This is a genomic window from Caballeronia ptereochthonis (genome assembly GCF_001545075.1).
GTDB lineage: Bacteria > Pseudomonadota > Gammaproteobacteria > Burkholderiales > Burkholderiaceae > Caballeronia > Caballeronia ptereochthonis.
The window spans coordinates 41,718-59,163 of record NZ_FCOB02000032.1; the positions used below are offsets into that span (position 1 = coordinate 41,718).

12 protein-coding genes are annotated in these 17,446 nt (G+C 66.1%); 4 read left to right on the top strand and 8 right to left on the bottom strand.

Annotation, left to right across the window (positions count from 1 at the left end):
* The first annotated feature begins 5 nt into the window (after positions 1–5).
* Positions 6–980, top strand: a complete 975-nt coding sequence (locus AWB83_RS27995) for a quinone oxidoreductase family protein (RefSeq protein ID WP_087048875.1) — start codon at positions 6–8, stop codon at positions 978–980.
* 45 nt (positions 981–1,025) lie between these two features.
* Entirely contained in the window at positions 1,026–1,724 is a 699-nt protein-coding gene (gene kdpE, locus AWB83_RS28000) for a two-component system response regulator KdpE (protein WP_087048876.1), read from the top strand.
* Here kdpE and AWB83_RS28005 read toward each other — a convergent pair.
* The 7 genes from AWB83_RS28005 to AWB83_RS28035 all read right to left on the bottom strand — a co-directional run bounded on the left by AWB83_RS28005 (position 1,700) and on the right by AWB83_RS28035 (position 13,156).
* Positions 1,700–2,404 (bottom strand): SDR family oxidoreductase, encoded by a 705-nt coding sequence (locus tag AWB83_RS28005; RefSeq protein WP_087048877.1) that lies wholly within the window; start codon positions 2,402–2,404, stop codon positions 1,700–1,702. The genes kdpE and AWB83_RS28005 overlap by 25 nt on opposite strands.
* 104 nt (positions 2,405–2,508) lie before the next feature.
* Positions 2,509–5,844: an efflux RND transporter permease subunit gene (locus AWB83_RS28010; protein WP_087048878.1), complete on the bottom strand. Its 3,336-nt coding sequence runs from the start codon at positions 5,842–5,844 to the stop codon at positions 2,509–2,511.
* A 3-nt stretch (positions 5,845–5,847) separates the two neighbouring features.
* Positions 5,848–8,973 carry an MdtB/MuxB family multidrug efflux RND transporter permease subunit gene (locus AWB83_RS28015; RefSeq protein ID WP_087048879.1) on the bottom strand — a complete coding sequence of 1,042 codons (3,126 nt, stop codon included), beginning with the start codon at positions 8,971–8,973 and terminating at the stop codon, positions 5,848–5,850.
* A gap of 27 nt (positions 8,974–9,000) precedes the next feature.
* Positions 9,001–10,389 (bottom strand): MdtA/MuxA family multidrug efflux RND transporter periplasmic adaptor subunit, encoded by a 1,389-nt coding sequence (locus AWB83_RS28020; RefSeq protein ID WP_087048880.1) that lies wholly within the window; start codon positions 10,387–10,389, stop codon positions 9,001–9,003.
* Positions 10,390–10,737: 348 nt separating this feature from the next.
* On the bottom strand, positions 10,738–11,571 hold the full coding sequence (locus tag AWB83_RS28025; protein ID WP_087048881.1) for an IclR family transcriptional regulator: 834 nt from the start codon (positions 11,569–11,571) through the stop codon (positions 10,738–10,740).
* Positions 11,572–12,067: 496 nt separating this feature from the next.
* Positions 12,068–12,376 (bottom strand): hypothetical protein, encoded by a 309-nt coding sequence (locus tag AWB83_RS28030; protein WP_087048882.1) that lies wholly within the window; start codon positions 12,374–12,376, stop codon positions 12,068–12,070.
* Positions 12,377–12,574: 198 nt separating this feature from the next.
* Positions 12,575–13,156, bottom strand: coding sequence for a DJ-1/PfpI family protein (locus AWB83_RS28035; protein ID WP_087048883.1), 582 nt, complete (start codon positions 13,154–13,156; stop codon positions 12,575–12,577).
* Positions 13,157–13,393: 237 nt separating this feature from the next.
* On the opposite strand from AWB83_RS28035, the gene AWB83_RS28040 reads away from it, so the two are divergent.
* Positions 13,394–13,867, top strand: coding sequence for a BCAL1086 family glycoprotein (locus AWB83_RS28040; RefSeq protein WP_087048884.1), 474 nt, complete (start codon positions 13,394–13,396; stop codon positions 13,865–13,867).
* A 138-nt stretch (positions 13,868–14,005) separates the two neighbouring features.
* The gene (locus tag AWB83_RS28045) at positions 14,006–16,711 is read left to right on the top strand and encodes a mechanosensitive ion channel family protein (protein WP_087048885.1); all 2,706 of its coding nucleotides are present in this window, start codon (positions 14,006–14,008) and stop codon (positions 16,709–16,711) included.
* A gap of 16 nt (positions 16,712–16,727) precedes the next feature.
* Here AWB83_RS28045 and AWB83_RS28050 read toward each other — a convergent pair whose 3' ends face one another.
* Positions 16,728–17,327, bottom strand: a complete 600-nt coding sequence (locus AWB83_RS28050; RefSeq protein ID WP_087048886.1) for a cysteine dioxygenase family protein — start codon at positions 17,325–17,327, stop codon at positions 16,728–16,730.
* Positions 17,328–17,446 lie beyond the last annotated feature (119 nt).

Genomic DNA, 17,446 nt, shown 5'->3' on the forward strand with positions numbered 1-17,446 from the left:
GAGCGATGAGCAAGGCAATCCGATTCGACAAGACCGGCGGCCCCGAAGTCATGAAGTGGGTCGACGTGGACGTGGGCGCGCCGCGCAAGGGCGAGATCCGCGTGAAGCATCACGCGGTGGGGCTGAATTTCATCGACGTGTATTTCCGCACCGGCCTCTATCCGATGCCGTTGCCCGGCGGGCTCGGCATGGAAGCCGCGGGCGAGGTGACGGCGGTGGGCGAGGGCGTCACCCAGTTCAAGCCGGGCGATCGCGTGGCGTATGCATCGCGTCCGCCGGGCGCGTATGCCGAGGAGCGCGTGATGTCGGCGGATTACGTCGTCAGGCTGCCGGATTCGATCAGCTATGAAGACGCCGCGTCGATCATGCTGCAAGGGCTGACCGCGCAGTATCTGCTGCGCCGGACCTATCGCGTGAAGGCGGGCGACACCGTGCTGATCCACGCGGCGGCGGGCGGCGTCGGCATGATCGCGTGCCAGTGGGCGAAGGCCCTCGGCGCGACCGTGATCGGCACGGTCGGTTCGGACGAGAAAGCCGAGCTCGCGAAGGCGCACGGCTGCGACTATCCGATCGTCTACACGCGCGAGAACTTCACGCAGCGCGTGCGCGAGATCACCAACGGCGCGGGCGTGCCCGTCGTCTACGACTCGATCGGCAAGGACACGTACATCGCATCGCTCGATTGCCTCGCGCCGCTCGGTCTCTTCGTGAGCTTCGGCAATACGTCGGGGCCGCTGCCGCCGATCGATTCGTCGGATCTCGCGGGACGCGGCTCGCTCTACTTCACGCGGCCGACGCTCTTCAGCTATATCGCCAAACGCAGCGATCTCGATGCGATGGCGGCGGAGCTGTTCGAAGTCGTGTCGTCGGGCAAGGTGAAGACGAACGTGCGCCAGCGTTATCCGCTCTCCGATGCGGCGCGCGCGCATGAAGACCTGGAAGCGCGCAAGACGACCGGTTCGACGATTCTTCTGCCTTGACGTGATCCGCCGGGCGGTTCGTCACCATAACGACCCAATATAAACATGAGCGAGCCGTCCTTTACCGTGGTCCTGATCGAGGACGAAAAGCAGATACGCCGCTTCGTGCGCGTGTCGCTCGAAGCGCAGGGCATGACGGTCCACGAGGCGGAAACGGGGCAGAAGGGTCTCGTCGAAGCGGCGACGCGCAAGCCCGATCTCGTGATCGTCGATCTCGGCCTGCCCGATACGGACGGCATCGACGTGATCCGCGAACTGCGCGGCTGGACCGAGCTGCCGGTCATCGTGCTCTCGGCGCGCACGCAGGAAGAAGAGAAGGTCGCCGCGCTCGATGCCGGCGCGGACGATTACCTGACCAAGCCCTTCGGCGTCTCCGAATTGATGGCGCGGATTCGCGCGCATCTGCGGCGGCGCAATCAGGCGTCGGGGAGCGAGACGCCCGTCGTGACTTTCGGCGATGTCGCCGTCGATCTCGCGCTGCGCCGCGTCACGAAGCACGGCGAGAACGTGCATCTCACGCCGATCGAATACCGGCTTCTGTCGACGCTCGTGCGTCACGCGGGACGCGTGCTCACGCATCGGCAATTGCTGGTGGAGGTGTGGGGGCCGTCGCATGTCGAGAGCCCGCACTATCTGCGCATCTACATGGCGCACCTGCGCCAGAAGCTCGAGCGCGACCCCGCGCAGCCCGAGCACATCGTGACGGAAACGGGCGTCGGCTACCGGCTGGTCGGCGCGGCGTGACGGCTGGCGTGATGAGCGGCGTCCACGCGCTCGAGCCTTGACGCCTCGAGCGCGGCGTCGATCGGCTCGTCGCCGCCGACGAACGCGATCATCCGGTCGCTGATGCCGAGCGTCACGCACCGCACCACGATGCGCGCAACGTCCTCGCGCGATACCGCCGGCATGTGTTCCGTGCGCTCGCTCGCAAGCCCGATCGCGCCGTGCGCCGGCTCGTCCGAGAGCGGCCCTGGCCTGAGAATCGCGTACGGCACGCCGCGCTGCGCGACGTATTCGTCGGCTTCGCGCTTCATCCGTGAATAGTGGCGCAGCGGGAGCGGGTTCCTCTGCGGATGAAATGCCGATAGCGCGCTCACCACGACGAGCTGCTGCACGCGCCGGCGCTTCGCGTAGTCGGCGGTGCGCATGACGGCGTCGCGGTCGATCGCGCGCTCCTGGTGCACGCCTTCCGTTTCCGCCGATCCGGCCGTGTAGATCACATGCGTGATGTCGTCGAAGGCGTGGGAGAAGTCGTTGATCAGATCGCCGAGCACGATTTCGGCGCCCATCGCCGCGAATTCGCTCTTGTGCGCCGATTTGCGCAGCATTGCGCGAAAGGGGAGGGATTCTTCATGCAGGCGCCGCGCGATGAGACGTCCCGTGCGGCCGTGCGCGCCGATCAGCAGAACCTTCAGCGTTTTCATGCGGGGACGCTCCTTCGCCGTGAGTCGCTATCAGACAAAGTAAGCGATTTTTCCGCGGCTTGCTGCGGGACGCATTTGCGCCCGCAGCATTTTCCCGCGCGCGGCTACTCGGCGGCGTTCGCGGGACGCGCGCCGCCTCGACGGCGCGCACGCCGGGCTTCCGCGCGGATGCGGAAGCGATCCATGTAGAGATACACGACGGGTGTCGTATAGAGCGTGAGCATCTGACTCACGATCAGGCCGCCGACGATCGCGATGCCGAGCGGCGCGCGCATCTCCGAGCCTTCGCCGGTGCCGAAAGCGAGCGGCAGCGCGCCGAGCAGCGCGGCGGCGGTCGTCATCATGATCGGGCGAAAGCGCAGCAGACACGCCTCGCGGATCGCTTCCCGCGGGGTCTGCGCGCCGTGGCGCGTCGCCTCGATCGCGAAGTCCACCATCATGATCGCGTTCTTCTTCACGATGCCGATCAGCAGGATCACCGCGATCAGCGCGATGATGCTGAACTCCGTGCGGAACAGCAGCAGCGCGAGCAGCGCGCCGATGCCCGCGGAGGGCAGGGTCGAGAGAATCGTGATCGGATGGATGTAGCTCTCGTACAGGATGCCGAGCACGATATAGACGGCCGCCAGCGCCGCGAGAATCAGCACCGGCTGATCGTTGAGCGATTGCTGAAAGGCCTGCGCCGTGCCCTGGAAGCTGCCGTGGATGGTCTGCGGCATCCCGATCTCGGCCATCGTCTCGTAGATCGCGGTGGTCGCGTCCGAGAGCGACTTGCCAGGCGGCAGGTTGAACGAGATCGTCGATGCGACGAACTGGCTCTGGTGGTTCACCGAAAGCGGCGTGTTGCCCGGGCCGAACTTCGCGACGGCCGAGAGCGGCACCATCGTTTCCTTGGACGTCGAGACCGCCGCACCCGCCGACGAGCTCGACTTGCCGCTGGCCGCGATCGCATTGATCGCCGAGTTCTTCACGGCGGCGAGCGCGAGCGCGGCGGCGGTGTCCGTGCTGCTCGTGGACGAGCCGCCCGCGCCGGTCGAGCCGGTGGCCGAGGCGGAGGCGGTCGTCGTCGCTCCCGAGGTGGTGGTCGATTGCGTCGACGCCGCGCCGCTCGCCGTGCCGCCCGATGTGCTGACATAGACCTGCTTGAGCATCTCGGGATCCTGCCAGTACTTCGGCGCGACTTCCATCACGACGTGGTACTGAGACAGCGGGTTGTAGATGGTCGAGACCTGACGCTGGCCGAAGGCGTCGTACAGCGTGTTGTCGATCTGCGCGGGCTTGATGTTCAGGCGCGCGGCGGTCGCGCGGTCGATCGTCACCATCGCCTCCAGCCCGCCTTGCTGCTGGTCGGAGTTGACGTCGGCGAGCTCGGGGCGCTTCTGCAGCGCGTCCGTGAGTATCGGCCCCCATTTGTACAGGTCGGAAGTCGTGTCCGAGAGCAGCGTGAACTGATACTGCGCGTTCGACTGCCGGCCGCCCACGCGAATGTCCTGCACCGCCTGCAGGAACGTGCGCGCGCCGGCGACATCCGCGAGCGGCTTGCGTAGCCGGTTGATCACCTGATCGGCGGACACCTTGCGCTCGCTCTTCGGCTTGAGCGAAATGAACATGAAGCCCGAGTTGGTCGAGCGCCCGCCCGTGAAGCCCGCGACGCTGTCGACGGCCGGATCGGCCTCGACGATCTTCATCATCTCGGCGAACTTGATCTTCATCGCCTGGAACGACGTGCTCTGGTCAGCCTGAATGCCGCCGACGATGCGCCCCGTGTCCTGCTGCGGGAAGAAGCCCTTCGGCACGATCACATACAGATAGATGTTCAGGCCGATGGTCGCGAGGAGGACCAGGATGATCGTGCGCGGATGCGCGAGCGCCCAGCCGAGCGTGCGTGCGTAGCCGGCCTGCATGCGCTGGAACTGGCGCTCGAGCCAGCGTGCGACGCGGCCTTCCTCGCGTTTGTCGTGCGGCTCCCGCAGAAGGCGCGAGCACATCATCGGCGTGACGGTCAGCGAGACGACGAGCGATACGCCGATCGCCAGAGACAGCGTCAGCGCGAACTCGCGGAACAGCCGTCCGACGATGCCGCCCATCAGCAGAATGGGCAGGAACACGGCGACGAGCGAGATGCTGATCGACAGCACCGTGAAGCCGACTTCGCGCGCGCCGAGTATCGCGGCCTGCATGGGCGGCACGCCTTTTTCCACATGCCGCGTGATGTTCTCGAGCACGACGATCGCATCGTCGACGACGAAGCCCGTCGCGATAGTGAGCGCCATCAGCGAGAGATTGTCGAGCGAGAAGCCGAGCAGATACATCGCCGCGAACGTGCCGATGATCGATATCGGCACGGCGACGCTCGGTATCAGTGTCGCCCGCCAGTTGCGCAGGAACAGGAACACGACCATCACGACGAGCGCCACCGCGACCACGAGCGTGAGCTCGGTGTCGTGCAGCGACGAGCGGATCGTGGTCGATCGGTCGGCCGTCGGCGTGATCTGCACGTCGGCGGGCAGCGCGGCCTGCAGTTGCGGCAGCATCGACTTCACGCGGTCGATCGTCTCGATGATGTTCGCGCCCGGCTGGCGATAGAGAATCACGAGCACGGCGCGCTTGTTGTTGATGAGGCCGAGATTGCGCAGGTCTTCGACGGAATCGACCACTTCGCCGACATCCGAGAGCTTCACCGCCGCGCCGTTGCGGTACGCGACCACCAGATCCTTGTACTGCGCGGCCTTGCTCGCCTGATCGTTGGTGTAGAGCTGGACGCGGTTGCCCTTGAATTCGATCGCTCCTTTCGGGCTGTTCGCGTTCGCCGAGGCGAGCGCGGCACGAACGTCCTCCAGCCCGACGCCATAGTGGAAGAGCGCACCCGGCTCCAGCTCGACGCGCACGGCCGGATTCGCCGAGCCGCTCACATCGACTTCGCCGACGCCCGGCACGGTAGAGAGCGTCTGCTGCAGCACGGTCGCGGCGGAGTCGTAGAGCGAGCCCGCCGTGCGCGTGGGCGAGGAGAGCGCGAGCACGAGAATCGGCGCATCGGCCGGGTTGACCTTGTGGTAGGTCGGGTTCTGGCGCAGCGATGTGGGCAGGTCGGCGCGCGCGGCGTTGATCGCGGCCTGCACGTCGCGCGCGGCGCCGTCGATGTCGCGGTTCAGGCCGAACTGCAAGGTGATGCGCGTCGTGCCGACCGAGCTTTGCGAGGTCATCTCGCTCACGTCGGCGATGGTCCCCAGATGCCGCTCGAGCGGGCTCGCGACGCTCGTCGCGACCGTTTCCGGGCTTGCGCCCGGCAACTGCGCCTGCACGGAAATCGTCGGGAAATCGACTTGCGGCAGCGGTGCGACGGGCAGCCTCACGAACGCGAACATGCCCGCGAGCGCGATGCCGATCGCGAGCAGCGTCGTCGCGACGGGCCGGGCGATGAAAAGACGCGACATGTTCATGATTTACTGCCCGTCGCTCGCGGGTCGCGGCGGATTCGGCATGTGGCGGCTGAAGCGCGCGCGCAGCTTGCGTCCGAGCGAATCGAAGCCGAGATAGATCACGGGCGTCGTGAACAGCGTGAGCAGCTGCGACACGATCAGGCCGCCCACGATCGCGATGCCGAGCGGGTGCCGCAGCTCCGAGCCGGCGCCCCAGCCGAGCATCAGCGGCAGCGCGCCGAGGAGCGCGGCCATCGTCGTCATGAGAATCGGCCGGAAGCGCAGCAGGCACGCCTGGAAGATCGCTTCGCGCGGCGGCTTGCCCTGATCGCGTTCGGCTTCGAGCGCGAAGTCGATCATCATGATCGCGTTCTTCTTCACGATGCCGATCAGGAGCACGATGCCGATGATGCCGATGATGTCGAGATCGTGCCCCGTGATCATCAGCGAGAGCAGCGCGCCGACGCCCGCCGACGGCAGCGTCGAGAGAATCGTGATCGGATGGATGAAGCTCTCGTACAGCACGCCGAGCACGATGTACATCGTGACGATGGCAGCGAGAATCAGGAACAGCTCGTTCGACAGCGACGCCTGGAACGCGAGCGCCGCGCCCTGATAGCGGATCTGGAACGACGGCGGCAGGCCGATGTCCTGCTTCGCCTGCTCGATCGCCTTCACCGCCTCGCCGAGCGATGCGCCCTTCGCGAGGTTGAAGGAGACGGTCGTCGCGGGGAACTGGCCGAGATGCGTGACGAGCAGGGGCGCCGCGCGCTCGTGGAACTTCGCGATGGCCGAGAGCGGCACCTGTCCGTTCGTCGCGGTGGAGGAGGGGAGGTAGATGCCGTTGAGCGTCTCGCTGTAGTGCGCGTCGGAAGGCTCCGCTTCGAGAATCACGCGATACTGGTTGGACTGCGTGAAGATCGTCGAGATGATGCGCTGGCCGAACGCGTCGTAGAGCGCGTTGTCGACGGTCGCGGGCGTGATGCCGAAGCGCGCGGCCGTCTCCCGGTCGATCTCGATGTACACGGACTGGCCGTTCTGCTGCAGGTCGGTTGCGACATCGGTCAGGGCCGATGTGTGCTGCAGGCGATCGACGAGCTTCGGCACCCATTCCGCGAACTCGGACGGATTCGGGTCCGTCAGCATGAACTGGTACTGCGTCGGGCTGACGGTGGAATCGATCGTCAGGTCCTGCACCGGCTGCATGTAGAGCTTGATGCCGGGAATGTCCGCGACCTCGCTCTGAATCGTGCGGATGATTTCGCTCGACGTATTGCTGCGGTTATCGCGCGGCTTCAGGTTGATGAGCATGCGCCCGCTGTTCAGCGTGATGTTCGAGCCGTCCACGCCGACGAACGAGGTCAGGCTCTCCACATCCGGGTTCTGCAGGATCTTCTTCGCGAGCGCTTGCTGCTGATCCGCGACGGCCTGATACGACGCGGCCTGCGGCGCCTGCGTGATCGCCTGGATCACGCCGGTGTCCTGCACCGGGAAGAAGCCCTTCGGAATGAACACGTACAGCACGCCGGTCAGGACGAGCGTGAGCACCGCGACGAAGAGCGTCGCGTGCTGGCGCTCGAGCACCCATTCGAGCGCGACGGCATAGCGCCCGATCACGTAATCGATGAACTGGTGCGCGCGCGCCTCGAAACGCTTGCTTTCCTTGGGCGGCGTGTGACGCAGGAGCTTCGCGCACATCATCGGCACGAGCGTGAGCGAGACGATCGCCGAAATCACGATGGTGACCGCGAGCGTGATCGCGAATTCGTGGAACAGGCGCCCGACGACATCGCCCATGAAGAGCAGCGGAATCAGCACGGCGATGAGCGAGACCGTCAGCGAGATGATGGTGAAGCCGATCTGCTTCGAGCCCTTCAGCGCCGCTTCGAGCGGCGGATCGCCTTCCTCCACGTAGCGCGCGATGTTCTCGATCATCACGATGGCGTCGTCGACGACGAAGCCGGTCGCGATCGTCAGCGCCATCAGCGAGAGATTGTCGAGCGAGAAGCCGCACAGGTACATCACCGCGAGCGTGCCGACGAGCGAGAGCGGCACGGACAAGCTCGGGATGATCGTCGCGTAGACGTTCGCGAGGAACAGGTAAATGACCAGCACGACCAGCACGACGGACAGCGCGAGCTCGAACTGCACGTCGCGCACCGATGCGCGGATGGTCGTGGTGCGGTCGGTCACGAGGCGCACGTCGAGCGCCGCCGGCAGCGCCTGCTGGAGTTGCGGCAGGATCTTCTTGATGCTGTCCACGACCTGGATCACGTTCGCGCCCGGCTGGCGCTGCACGTTCAGGATGATCGCGGGCGTCGAGTCGACCCACGCGCCGAGCTTCGTGTTCTCCGCGCCCTGAACGATGGTCGCGACATCCGTGAGCATCACCGGCCGGCCGTTGCGATAGGCCACGACCGCGCCCTTGTAGGCGTCGGCGTCCGTGAGCTGATCGTTCGCGTTGATGGTGTAGGCGCGCGTCGGACCGTCGAAGTTGCCCTTCGGCGTGTTGACGTTGAGGTTCGAGATGGTCGTGCGCAGGTCGTCGATGTTGAGGCCGTACGACGCCAGCGCGCGCGTGTTCGCCTGGATGCGCACCGCGGGACGATTTCCGCCGCTCACCGACACGAGGCCCACGCCCGCCACCTGGGAAATCTTCTGCGCGAGGCGCGTGTCGGCCAGGTCCTGCACCTGCGTGAGCGGCAGGGTCTTCGAGCTGACCGCGAGCGTCATGATCGGCGCGTCGGCGGGATTCACCTTCGCGTAGATCGGCGGCGCGGGCAGGTCGGACGGCAGCAGGTTGCCCGCCGCGTTGATCGCCGCCTGCACTTCCTGCTCGGCGATATCGAGCGGCAGATCGAGGCTGAATTGCAGCGTGATGACCGATGCGCCCGCCGAACTCTGCGAGGACATCTGGTTCAGGCTCGCCATCTGCCCGAACTGCTTTTCGAGCGGCGCCGTGACGCTCGATGTCATCACGTCGGGCGACGCGCCGGGATAGAACGTCTGCACCTGGATCGTCGGATAGTCGACGGCGGGCAGGGCGGACAATGGCAGAAAGCGCAGCGCGACCAGGCCGACCAGCATGATCGCCGCCATCAGGAGCGCCGTGCCGACCGGGCGCAGAATAAAAATACGAGATGGGTTCATGCGGGATTCGTCACGTGAAGCTCGTGGTTACTGCTGCTGCGATTGCTGACGTCGATGCCCGCCATGCCGCGCGCCCGAAGCCCCCGAGGCCGGCGCGGCCGCCGATGCGCCCGGCGCCCCTGAAGCCCCTGAAGCCCCTGAAGCACCCGAAGCACCCGAAGCACCCGAAGCCGCCTTCGCCTTCTCGGCCGGAATCGTGATCTTCGCGCCTTCCTTGAGGCGGTCGGAGCCGTCGATCACCACGCGCTCGCCCATTTGCAGCCCGGACTTGATGCTGGTGCGCTCGCCGTCGACGGGGCCCGCCTTCACGTTGCGCACCGTGACGGTGTTGTCCGGCTTCACGACATAGACGAACGTGCCCGACGAGCCGTTGAGCACCGCCGAGGTCGGCACGATGGTCGCGTTCTTGATCACGTCGACGAGCAGCTTCGTGTTCACGAACTGATTCGGGAAAAGCATGCTTTCCCGGTTGTCGAACGTGGCGCGCAGCTTGACGGTGCCGGTGGTCGTGTCGATCTGGTTGTCGACGGTTTCGAGATAGCCGGATTCAAGCGCCGTCGTGTTGGCGCGGTCGTAGGCCGTGACCGACATCTTCCTGCCCGCGTGCAGCGGCTTGAGAATCGCGGCGAGGTTGTCCTCGGAAGTCGTGAAGATGACGCTGATCGGCTGCAGTTGAGTGATGACGACGACGCCGTTGGTGTCGCCCGTCGTCACGTAGTTGCCCGGGTCGACCTGACGCAGGCCGACGCGCCCCGAAACCGGCGCTGTGATGCGCGCGTAGGTCAGGTCGAGCTTGTAGGTATCGACGTTCGCCTGGTCGGACTTGACCGCGCCTTCGTACTGCTTGACGAGCGACGCTTGCGTGTCGACCTGCTGTTTGGCGATGGAGTCTTGCGAGAGCAGTGTCTGGTAGCGCTGCAGATCGACACGCGCGGTCTGCAGGAGCGCCTGGTCGCGCGCGAGCTGGCCCTGCGCGTTGCGCAGCGAGATCTCATAGGGACGCGGGTCGATCTGCGCGAGCAGGTCGCCCTTCTTGACCATCTGGCCTTCGTTGAAGGCGACGTCCATCAAGGTGCCGTTCAGCTGCGTCTTGACCGTGACGTTGGCGAGCGGCGTGACCGTGCCGAGCGAATTGATGACGACAGGCATTTCGCCTTGCGTGACGGTCGCCACATGCACCGGCTGCGGCTGGTTTGCGGCGTTCGGGGCGCCGCGCCGTCCGCCCTGACGCGCCTCCTGCGGACCGCTCGTGCCGCCGCCGCGGTTCCACGGATGCCACCACGCGATTGCCCCCGCGACGATCAGGATCGCCACGATGAGCGGCACGATTCTGCGGCGCCGGGGTGCGGCTTCGGTGGCGGCGGGCGGGGCGGGCGTCGGGCGCGGTTGCCCGGGAGGATTCTTTTGGTCGTCCATCTGTTCGGTGGCTGGGTCTTTCAAATCTGTCGTACGGGGGCGCGGACGGGCGGCCGTTCACATTGCACACGCGCGATGCGACGCGGCGCGCGCGAACCGCAGTTGAAGCGTAGTCCGTGAACATGGCGGGACCGTTGAGCGCGGGCGGAAAGCAGACCCGTGAAGCGGGCGAAGGTCGCGGCGCTGCCCCGATGCGCGCGAAGCATGATGCTACGTCCCGCACCGGAGCCCGTCCACCGGTCATTCTTTCTGTTGATTACGACTGTTACATGCGGCGGCGCGCAAGCTTTCAACGCACCTCGGCTGGCTTTGACCGCCATTCGGGCCGGGCGGCTCAGGCCGCGTCGCTTACCCGTCGACGCGCGCGGGTGCCGCGGCGTGCGTGCCGCCGATCTCGCGCACGATGTGCCCGACACATTCGAGCAGCGCGGGCGCGACACACTCGATCAGGGTCTCGCGCGAGCATTGATGCGCGGCGCCGCCGCAGTTGACCGAATAGCGTTCCTCGGACGGCCCGACGAAGCCCGCCGCGACCGCATTCAGGCCGTCATGCCATTCGCCGATCGAGATCGCGAAGCCGAGGCGCAGCGCCTCGTCGAGACCTCGCTGCAGGCCGCTTGCGATGGTCGGCCAGTCGTCGCCCGATGCAGTCTGAAGGCTGCGGATGAGCGCCTGGCGATCGGCGTCCAGGAGCGCCGCCAGATACGCGCGACCGACGGACGTGCGGCCCAGATCCATTCTGCCGCCGACTTCGAGCCGCGAAACGAGGACGGCGGAGCGCGGCCGGATCGCGTCGATCACGACCATTTCCAGACGATCGCGCACGGCGAGATGCACCGAGAGGCCGGTGCGCTCGGCGAGCCCGATCAGAAACGGGCGCGCTCGTGCGCGAATATCGAAATTGCGCAAGAATCCGTTGCTCAATTCGAGAACGGATGCGGTCAGGACGAAACGTTCGCTGTCGGGCAGCCGGTGCAGAAGTCCCGCGCCCACGAGCGTCGCCGTGATGCGTGAGATCGTCGGCTTGGGAATCCCGGTCCAGTCGGTCAGCTCGCGATTGCTGACGGGCGCATCCGCGGCGGCGATCCGGCGCAGCACATCGAGCCCGCGCGCGAGGGCCGTGACTTCCTCACCGTCCTTCTCCCGGGCCTTTTCCTTGCCCGTCGACCGATTGTTTTCCATGCACACCTGTTTTTATGAAACATCGTTTCGAATATCAGATCGACACCATTCTACAAGCACGGGACGCGAAGCTTGCAAAGGATGCAAACGTCGGCAATAAGTTGTAAAAGCGATGAAACTTATTGTCCAGTCCTTGGAATCGGGCCGGACTTGGGCAGTTGCCCGAAGGCTGAAATTTTGCTTGACTTAGGCAGCGATCCCGGAAAAAATGGAACCGAATTTCGAAAGTGAGGACGATGTGCGCACACGTGCTTTCCGCTTCACGACTCGAATGACCGGCTCTCAGGTTCTAGCACGGCCCTCGGAATGGCTAGAACTTTTAAGGCGCTACGGAAACGTAGCGCCTTTTTTTTCGTCCGTGCGTGGGGAAATGCTTTGACCCGAACATACCCGCAGAACGGGCGAGCGGGTTGCGAGGAGCGCGCCTGAGCGGCGCAGGGCGTGGAAAAGGGACAGGAACAAGAAGAAGACGGGCAGACGGCGAACCGGCCGCGAATCAGTGCAGGTCGGTGAAGACGCGGCGCTGCTTGAGGAAACGCCTGCCACGAATGATCCAGTAGAGGCTGGCAAGCACGAGCATCGCGGCGACGCACAACACGAAAAGCGGCGAGATGCGCTCGGGTGCCGGCGGGCTCGTCGCAACGATCAAGGCCGTGACGAAGGCCGCGCCCGCCTGATAGAACGAGCGCGTGGCCAGATTGCGGCGAATGCGGGGCGTGGTGAAGCGGGAGACGGGGGCGCGCGTGAACGGCTCGAACAGCATCAGCCCTGCGACGAGAGCGATGGCGACATTCATGTAAAGCATGCTGGGAGACTTCGGTGGAAGGCAGGAACGTCGGCGAATATATTCCAACCCGACATCGTGCCAAAACCAGAAGTCTCCTAAATGTAGAGGAAAGATTCTATTTGCCGCTCCGGATCGCCGATTGTTTCCGACATTGATGCAACCAGGCTGGCAGCGGCACTTCGCGCGCCAGCCAGGTTTTCCTGCGATGCAAGGTTTTCAGAGCTCGATTCGCGTCCCCAGCAGTGCAAGAAACTGCCTGATCCACGCCGGATGAGCGGGCCATGCCGGCGCCGTGACGAAATTGGCGTCGGTCACGGCATCGTCGACGGCGATATCGGCGAAGGTCGCACCCGCCAAGCGCACTTCGGGCGCGCACGCCGGATACGCGGAAATGCGCCGGCCCTCGATCACGCCCGCCGCGGCAAGCAGTTGAGCCGCATGGCAGATCGCCGCGATGGGCTTGTTCGCCTGCGCGAAATGGCGCACCAGTTCGAGCACGCGATCGTTCAGGCGCAGATATTCGGGGGCGCGTCCGCCGGCGATCGCGAGCGCGTCGTAACCGCCGGGGTCGATGTCGTCGAAGCTCGCGTTGAGCGTGAAGCGGTGGCCCGGCTTCTCGGTATAGGTCTGGTCGCCCTCGAAATCGTGGATCGCCGTCTTCACGTGGTCGCCGCGCTTCTTGCCGGGACACACGGCATCGACCGTATGGCCGACTGCCTGCAATGCCTGAAACGGGACCATCGTTTCATAGTCCTCGGCAAAATCGCCGGTGAGGAAGAGAATCTTCTTGGCAGCCATCGCTAAACCTCGTCTGGAAGTGGTTCTCGGGATGCACAGCGTGACGCGCCGTCGCGCGCCGCAAATCAGTCTACGCTTCCCGTCACGCCTTGCATGTGACAGCCCGGCGGCCATTCCGGGACCCGCGCTGCGCCGGGAGCGTATGATGTGCGCCAGTTTCGAGACGGAATCCGCCGCGCGCGGCGAACTCCGCACAAGTGCGCCCGAACGCGCACGCATTCAGTAGAAGGCAATACCATGCAGATGACTCCCATGACCCGGATCGTGGTCGCCCTCACGGCGCTCGGCGTGCTCGCCGCGTGCGAGAAGCACGACGCGACGGCAGGACAGGCCGCGAGCGCATTCAACAACCTGGCGAGCCAGACCAGCCAGAAGTTCGATCAGGCGGCGAGCTACGTCGGCCAGAAGGTCGATTCGGCGAAGCAGTCGGCGCAGCAGAATCTCGACAGCGCCGGCTCGATGCCCGACGTGTCCGCGAGCAGCGTCGCCGCCTCGGCGCGCGCGAACTTCGACAACGCCGCGAGCGCCACCAACGCCGCGATCAACAATGCCGCGAGCGCGACCGGCGCGGGCCTGCAGTCGGCGGGCCGCAAGCTGCAGGAATGGTCCGCGAAAGACGGCGGCGCCTCGAACACGCAGGCGGGCGCGCAGGCGTCGGGCGCGACCCCCAATACCGACACGAGCGGCGCGCGCACGGAAATGGACAAATAACGCGTCGTGCCGGATAGCGGGCACGCGTTTTTATCTGAACAATCAAGGCGCAAACGCTTAACATTCGGTTACGTCCGTGTTGGACGGCGTCGGAGTTGCACCCGCTAAACTGGCGGTCTTTCAAAGATCGAGACCGTTATGAAGTCACGCAAGCTCGCGCATGATGGCGCGTGGGCGTCTGTCGCGATATTTTGGATGGCGGCCCTCGCGCTCGTTCGCGCCGTGCCGGCGGGACTGCGTGGCCGCGCAATGCCGCGTCCGTCAGCGCGTGCGGCGTGGTCGACGCTGGCCGCGCTTGCCGCATCGATCATGCTCGCGACGCCCGGTGCGAATGCGGCGCCCGCGCTCACGCTACCTTCCTTCGAGGAACTGATCAAGCCGGCCGCGCCCGCGTCCGCGCCGGATGCCGCTTCGGGCGCGTCGGCGCCCGCCGTGTCCGATGCCGACATGGTCCGCTCGCTCGACACCGTCATCTCCACGCTCGACAGCGACAAGCAGCGCGCCGCGCTCGTGGCGCAGCTGAAGCGCCTGCGCGATGCGAAGCACGCCGCCGATGCCGGCGCCGGCGCTCCCGCGTCGGGCGCGGCGGCGACCGCTGCGGCAGCGGATGGCGCGGCGAGCGGCGCGCAGACGGCCGGCGCGCCGATATCGTCGAGTTCGACGGCGTCGTCGGTGGTGGCGACGATGGCGCAGAACGCGGGGCTGCTCGGCGCGATCGCCTCGGCGCTCACCAACATCGAAGCGGACGTGAAGCGCGGCAAGACGCCGATCGCCTACTGGGGCGGGCGCTTCAACGCGGCCGGCAACGAGCTCTTCACGATCGTCACGAGCCAGAGCCGCGAGCCGTTCGGCCGCACACTCTTCAACTACTTCGCGACGCTCGCGGGCTGGGGCGCGTGCGCGTTCGTGCTGGTCTATGTCCAGCGGCGCGTGCAGGCGCGCTACGGCATCGACCGCGGACTGCACTCGAATCCGACCACGCTCGAACTGCTGCTCTTCGCGCTGCGTCGCGTGGCGCCGTATCTCTTCGCGTTCGTCGCGGCGCTGACCTTCACGCACTACATGCCGCTGTCGCTCGGCCGCACGCTCGCGATGGTGACCGCCTACGCGATCGTCGCGGGCGCGGTGTTCTCCGCCATCTGCCTCATCATGTTCTCGCTGTTCGGCTCGGCGCATCGCCGCGTCGCGGTGAACGTGCTGATCATCCGCGCGCGGCGGCTGCTCTTCCTGATCGGCATGTTCGGCGCGCTCGGCGACGCCGCCGCCAACTACGATGTCGCGCAGCAGCTCGGCACCAATCTCTCGGCGCTCATCTCGACGTGCGCGAACATGGGCGCGGCCGGCCTCACCGCGTACTTCGCGCTCGCCTTCCAGCGGCCCGTCGCGCATCTGATCAGAAGCCGCACCTACGAGCAGCGCCACACGCGCAAGGCCGCGACCGAGACCTTCGAGGTGGTGGCGTCGCTGTGGCAGTTGCCGCTGCTCCTGCTCGCGTCGGCGTCGGTGGTGGCGACGCTCATGGGCATCGGCACGTCCGAGAACGTCCTGCAGATGGCGATCGCGACCGCCGGCTTGCTCGTCGTCGCGTTCTTTCTCTCGGCGATCGTCGTGCGCATCACGCGCCCCAAGTCGCGGAAGCCGCGCCGGCAGTCGGCGTACGTGCGCAGGCTCGTCAAGTTCGTCGGCACGATGATCGTGGTCGGCGTCTGGCTCGTCTTCCTCGAGCTGTCGTCGCGTTTCTGGGGCTTTTCGCTCGCGCACATGGCCGAGCAAAGCGTCGCCGCGCGCGGCATCGCGCACGCCGTCGCCATGATCGTGCTGACGTTCTTCGTCGTATGGCTCGTGTGGATTCTGATCGATACGGGCATTCAGGAAGCCCTCAGGCCCGATTCCACGCGCCGCGGCACGCGCGGTCCGAGCATGCGCGCGCGCACGATGCTGCCGCTCGTGCGTAACGTCGTGTTCGTGTTCCTGCTGACGATCGCGGCGATCGTCACGGCCGCGAATCTCGGCCTCAACGTGACGCCGCTGCTCGCGGGCGCCGGCGTGATCGGCCTCGCGGTCGGCTTCGGCGCGCAGTCGCTGGTCGCGGATCTGATCACGGGGCTTTTCATCATCATCGAGGACACGATTTCCGTCGGCGATTCGATCGAGGTGGAAGGCGGTCACGCTGGCATCGTCGAGAGCCTGACGATCCGCACCGTGCGCCTGCGCGACGGCCAGGGCGCGATCCACGCGATTCCGTTCTCGCAGATCAAGACCGTGAAGAACCTCTCGCGCGATTTCGCCTATGCGGTATTCGAGGTGCGCGTGCCGTTCACGGCGGACGTCGACGAAGTCACGCAGATGATCCGCGAAGTCGGCGCCGACCTGGCGTCCGATTTCCGCTACCGGCTGGAGATGCTCGGGCCGGTGGAGGTGTGGGGACTCGACCGCTTCGACCCGAACTGGATGGTCGTGAAAGGACAGATCAAGACGCGGCCGCTGCAGCAATGGAGCGTCGCGCGGGCGTTCAATCTGCGCATCAAGCGCAAGATGGACGAGGCGGGCATGGAGATTCCCGTGCCGCAGATGCACGTGCAGATGACGCGCGATGCGATGCTGGGCGACGCCGCGGAGATCGGGCGCGAGCGCGCGCGGCGCATCTGGACGGGCGAGGCGCCGCCGCTCGCGGACGAGGAAGAGGAGATGGCGGCTGGTCCCGAGCTTCCGCGCGAGGCGAAGGGCGCGGTGGCGGCGGCGCGCGACGTGTCGCACGATCCGCAGCCGGCGCCGCCGCCCACGGACCAGTCCGTGCAGATTCCGCCGCAGATTCCGACGGCGTCCGAGCCGGGGAAGGGCTGAGCGACGACGGTTTCGTTCAGGCGGCGAGCAGATCGTTGACGTGCGTGGCGATCTGCTCGCCCGCGACGCCGTAGATATGCAGCGACACCGCGCGCGCGGCGGCATCGGCGGGATTGCCGAGCCGATGGATCGCGCCGCGTCCCGCATCCACATAGGAGACCGCGCCCGCCGCGCGCGGGTGGCGGCGCGTTTCGATCGCGCAATGCGTTTCGGCATCCCAGCGATATAGCGTCTCGGCGAGCGTGCCTTCGATCACCGCATAGCCGCACCACGTCCGATGTCCATGCACCGGACTCGCCTGACCAGGCTCCCAGACGAGCGCGGCGATTGCATAGCGGTTGTGCGGACAAGCGGCGAGCAGATGGCGGCAATACCCTTGCGCGCTGCCGATGCGCTGCTCGGGACGCAGCAATCCCGGATCGGCGATTGCCCGTTGCAGGGCCGCGCGCACGCGCCGTCCGAACGAAACCTGCGCGCCGGCTGCGGCGGCCGCGAAGGCCCCATCGATTTCGCGGCACAATTGATCGAGCGCCGAGCCTTGTTCGGCGGGCGTTTCGGCGGTCGTCGGGAGCGCCGTGAAGGGCCGCGCGGGGCGGCTGACATGTTCGAGTCGCATGGTGAATGAGCCGTGCATTCTTGTGGTTGGTCCATATGGCTCAGTTATACCGGCTTGCCTCCAGAATTGGTTTCCATATAATTCCGCTGGAATATCCAGAAATAGAATAATTTCCTATA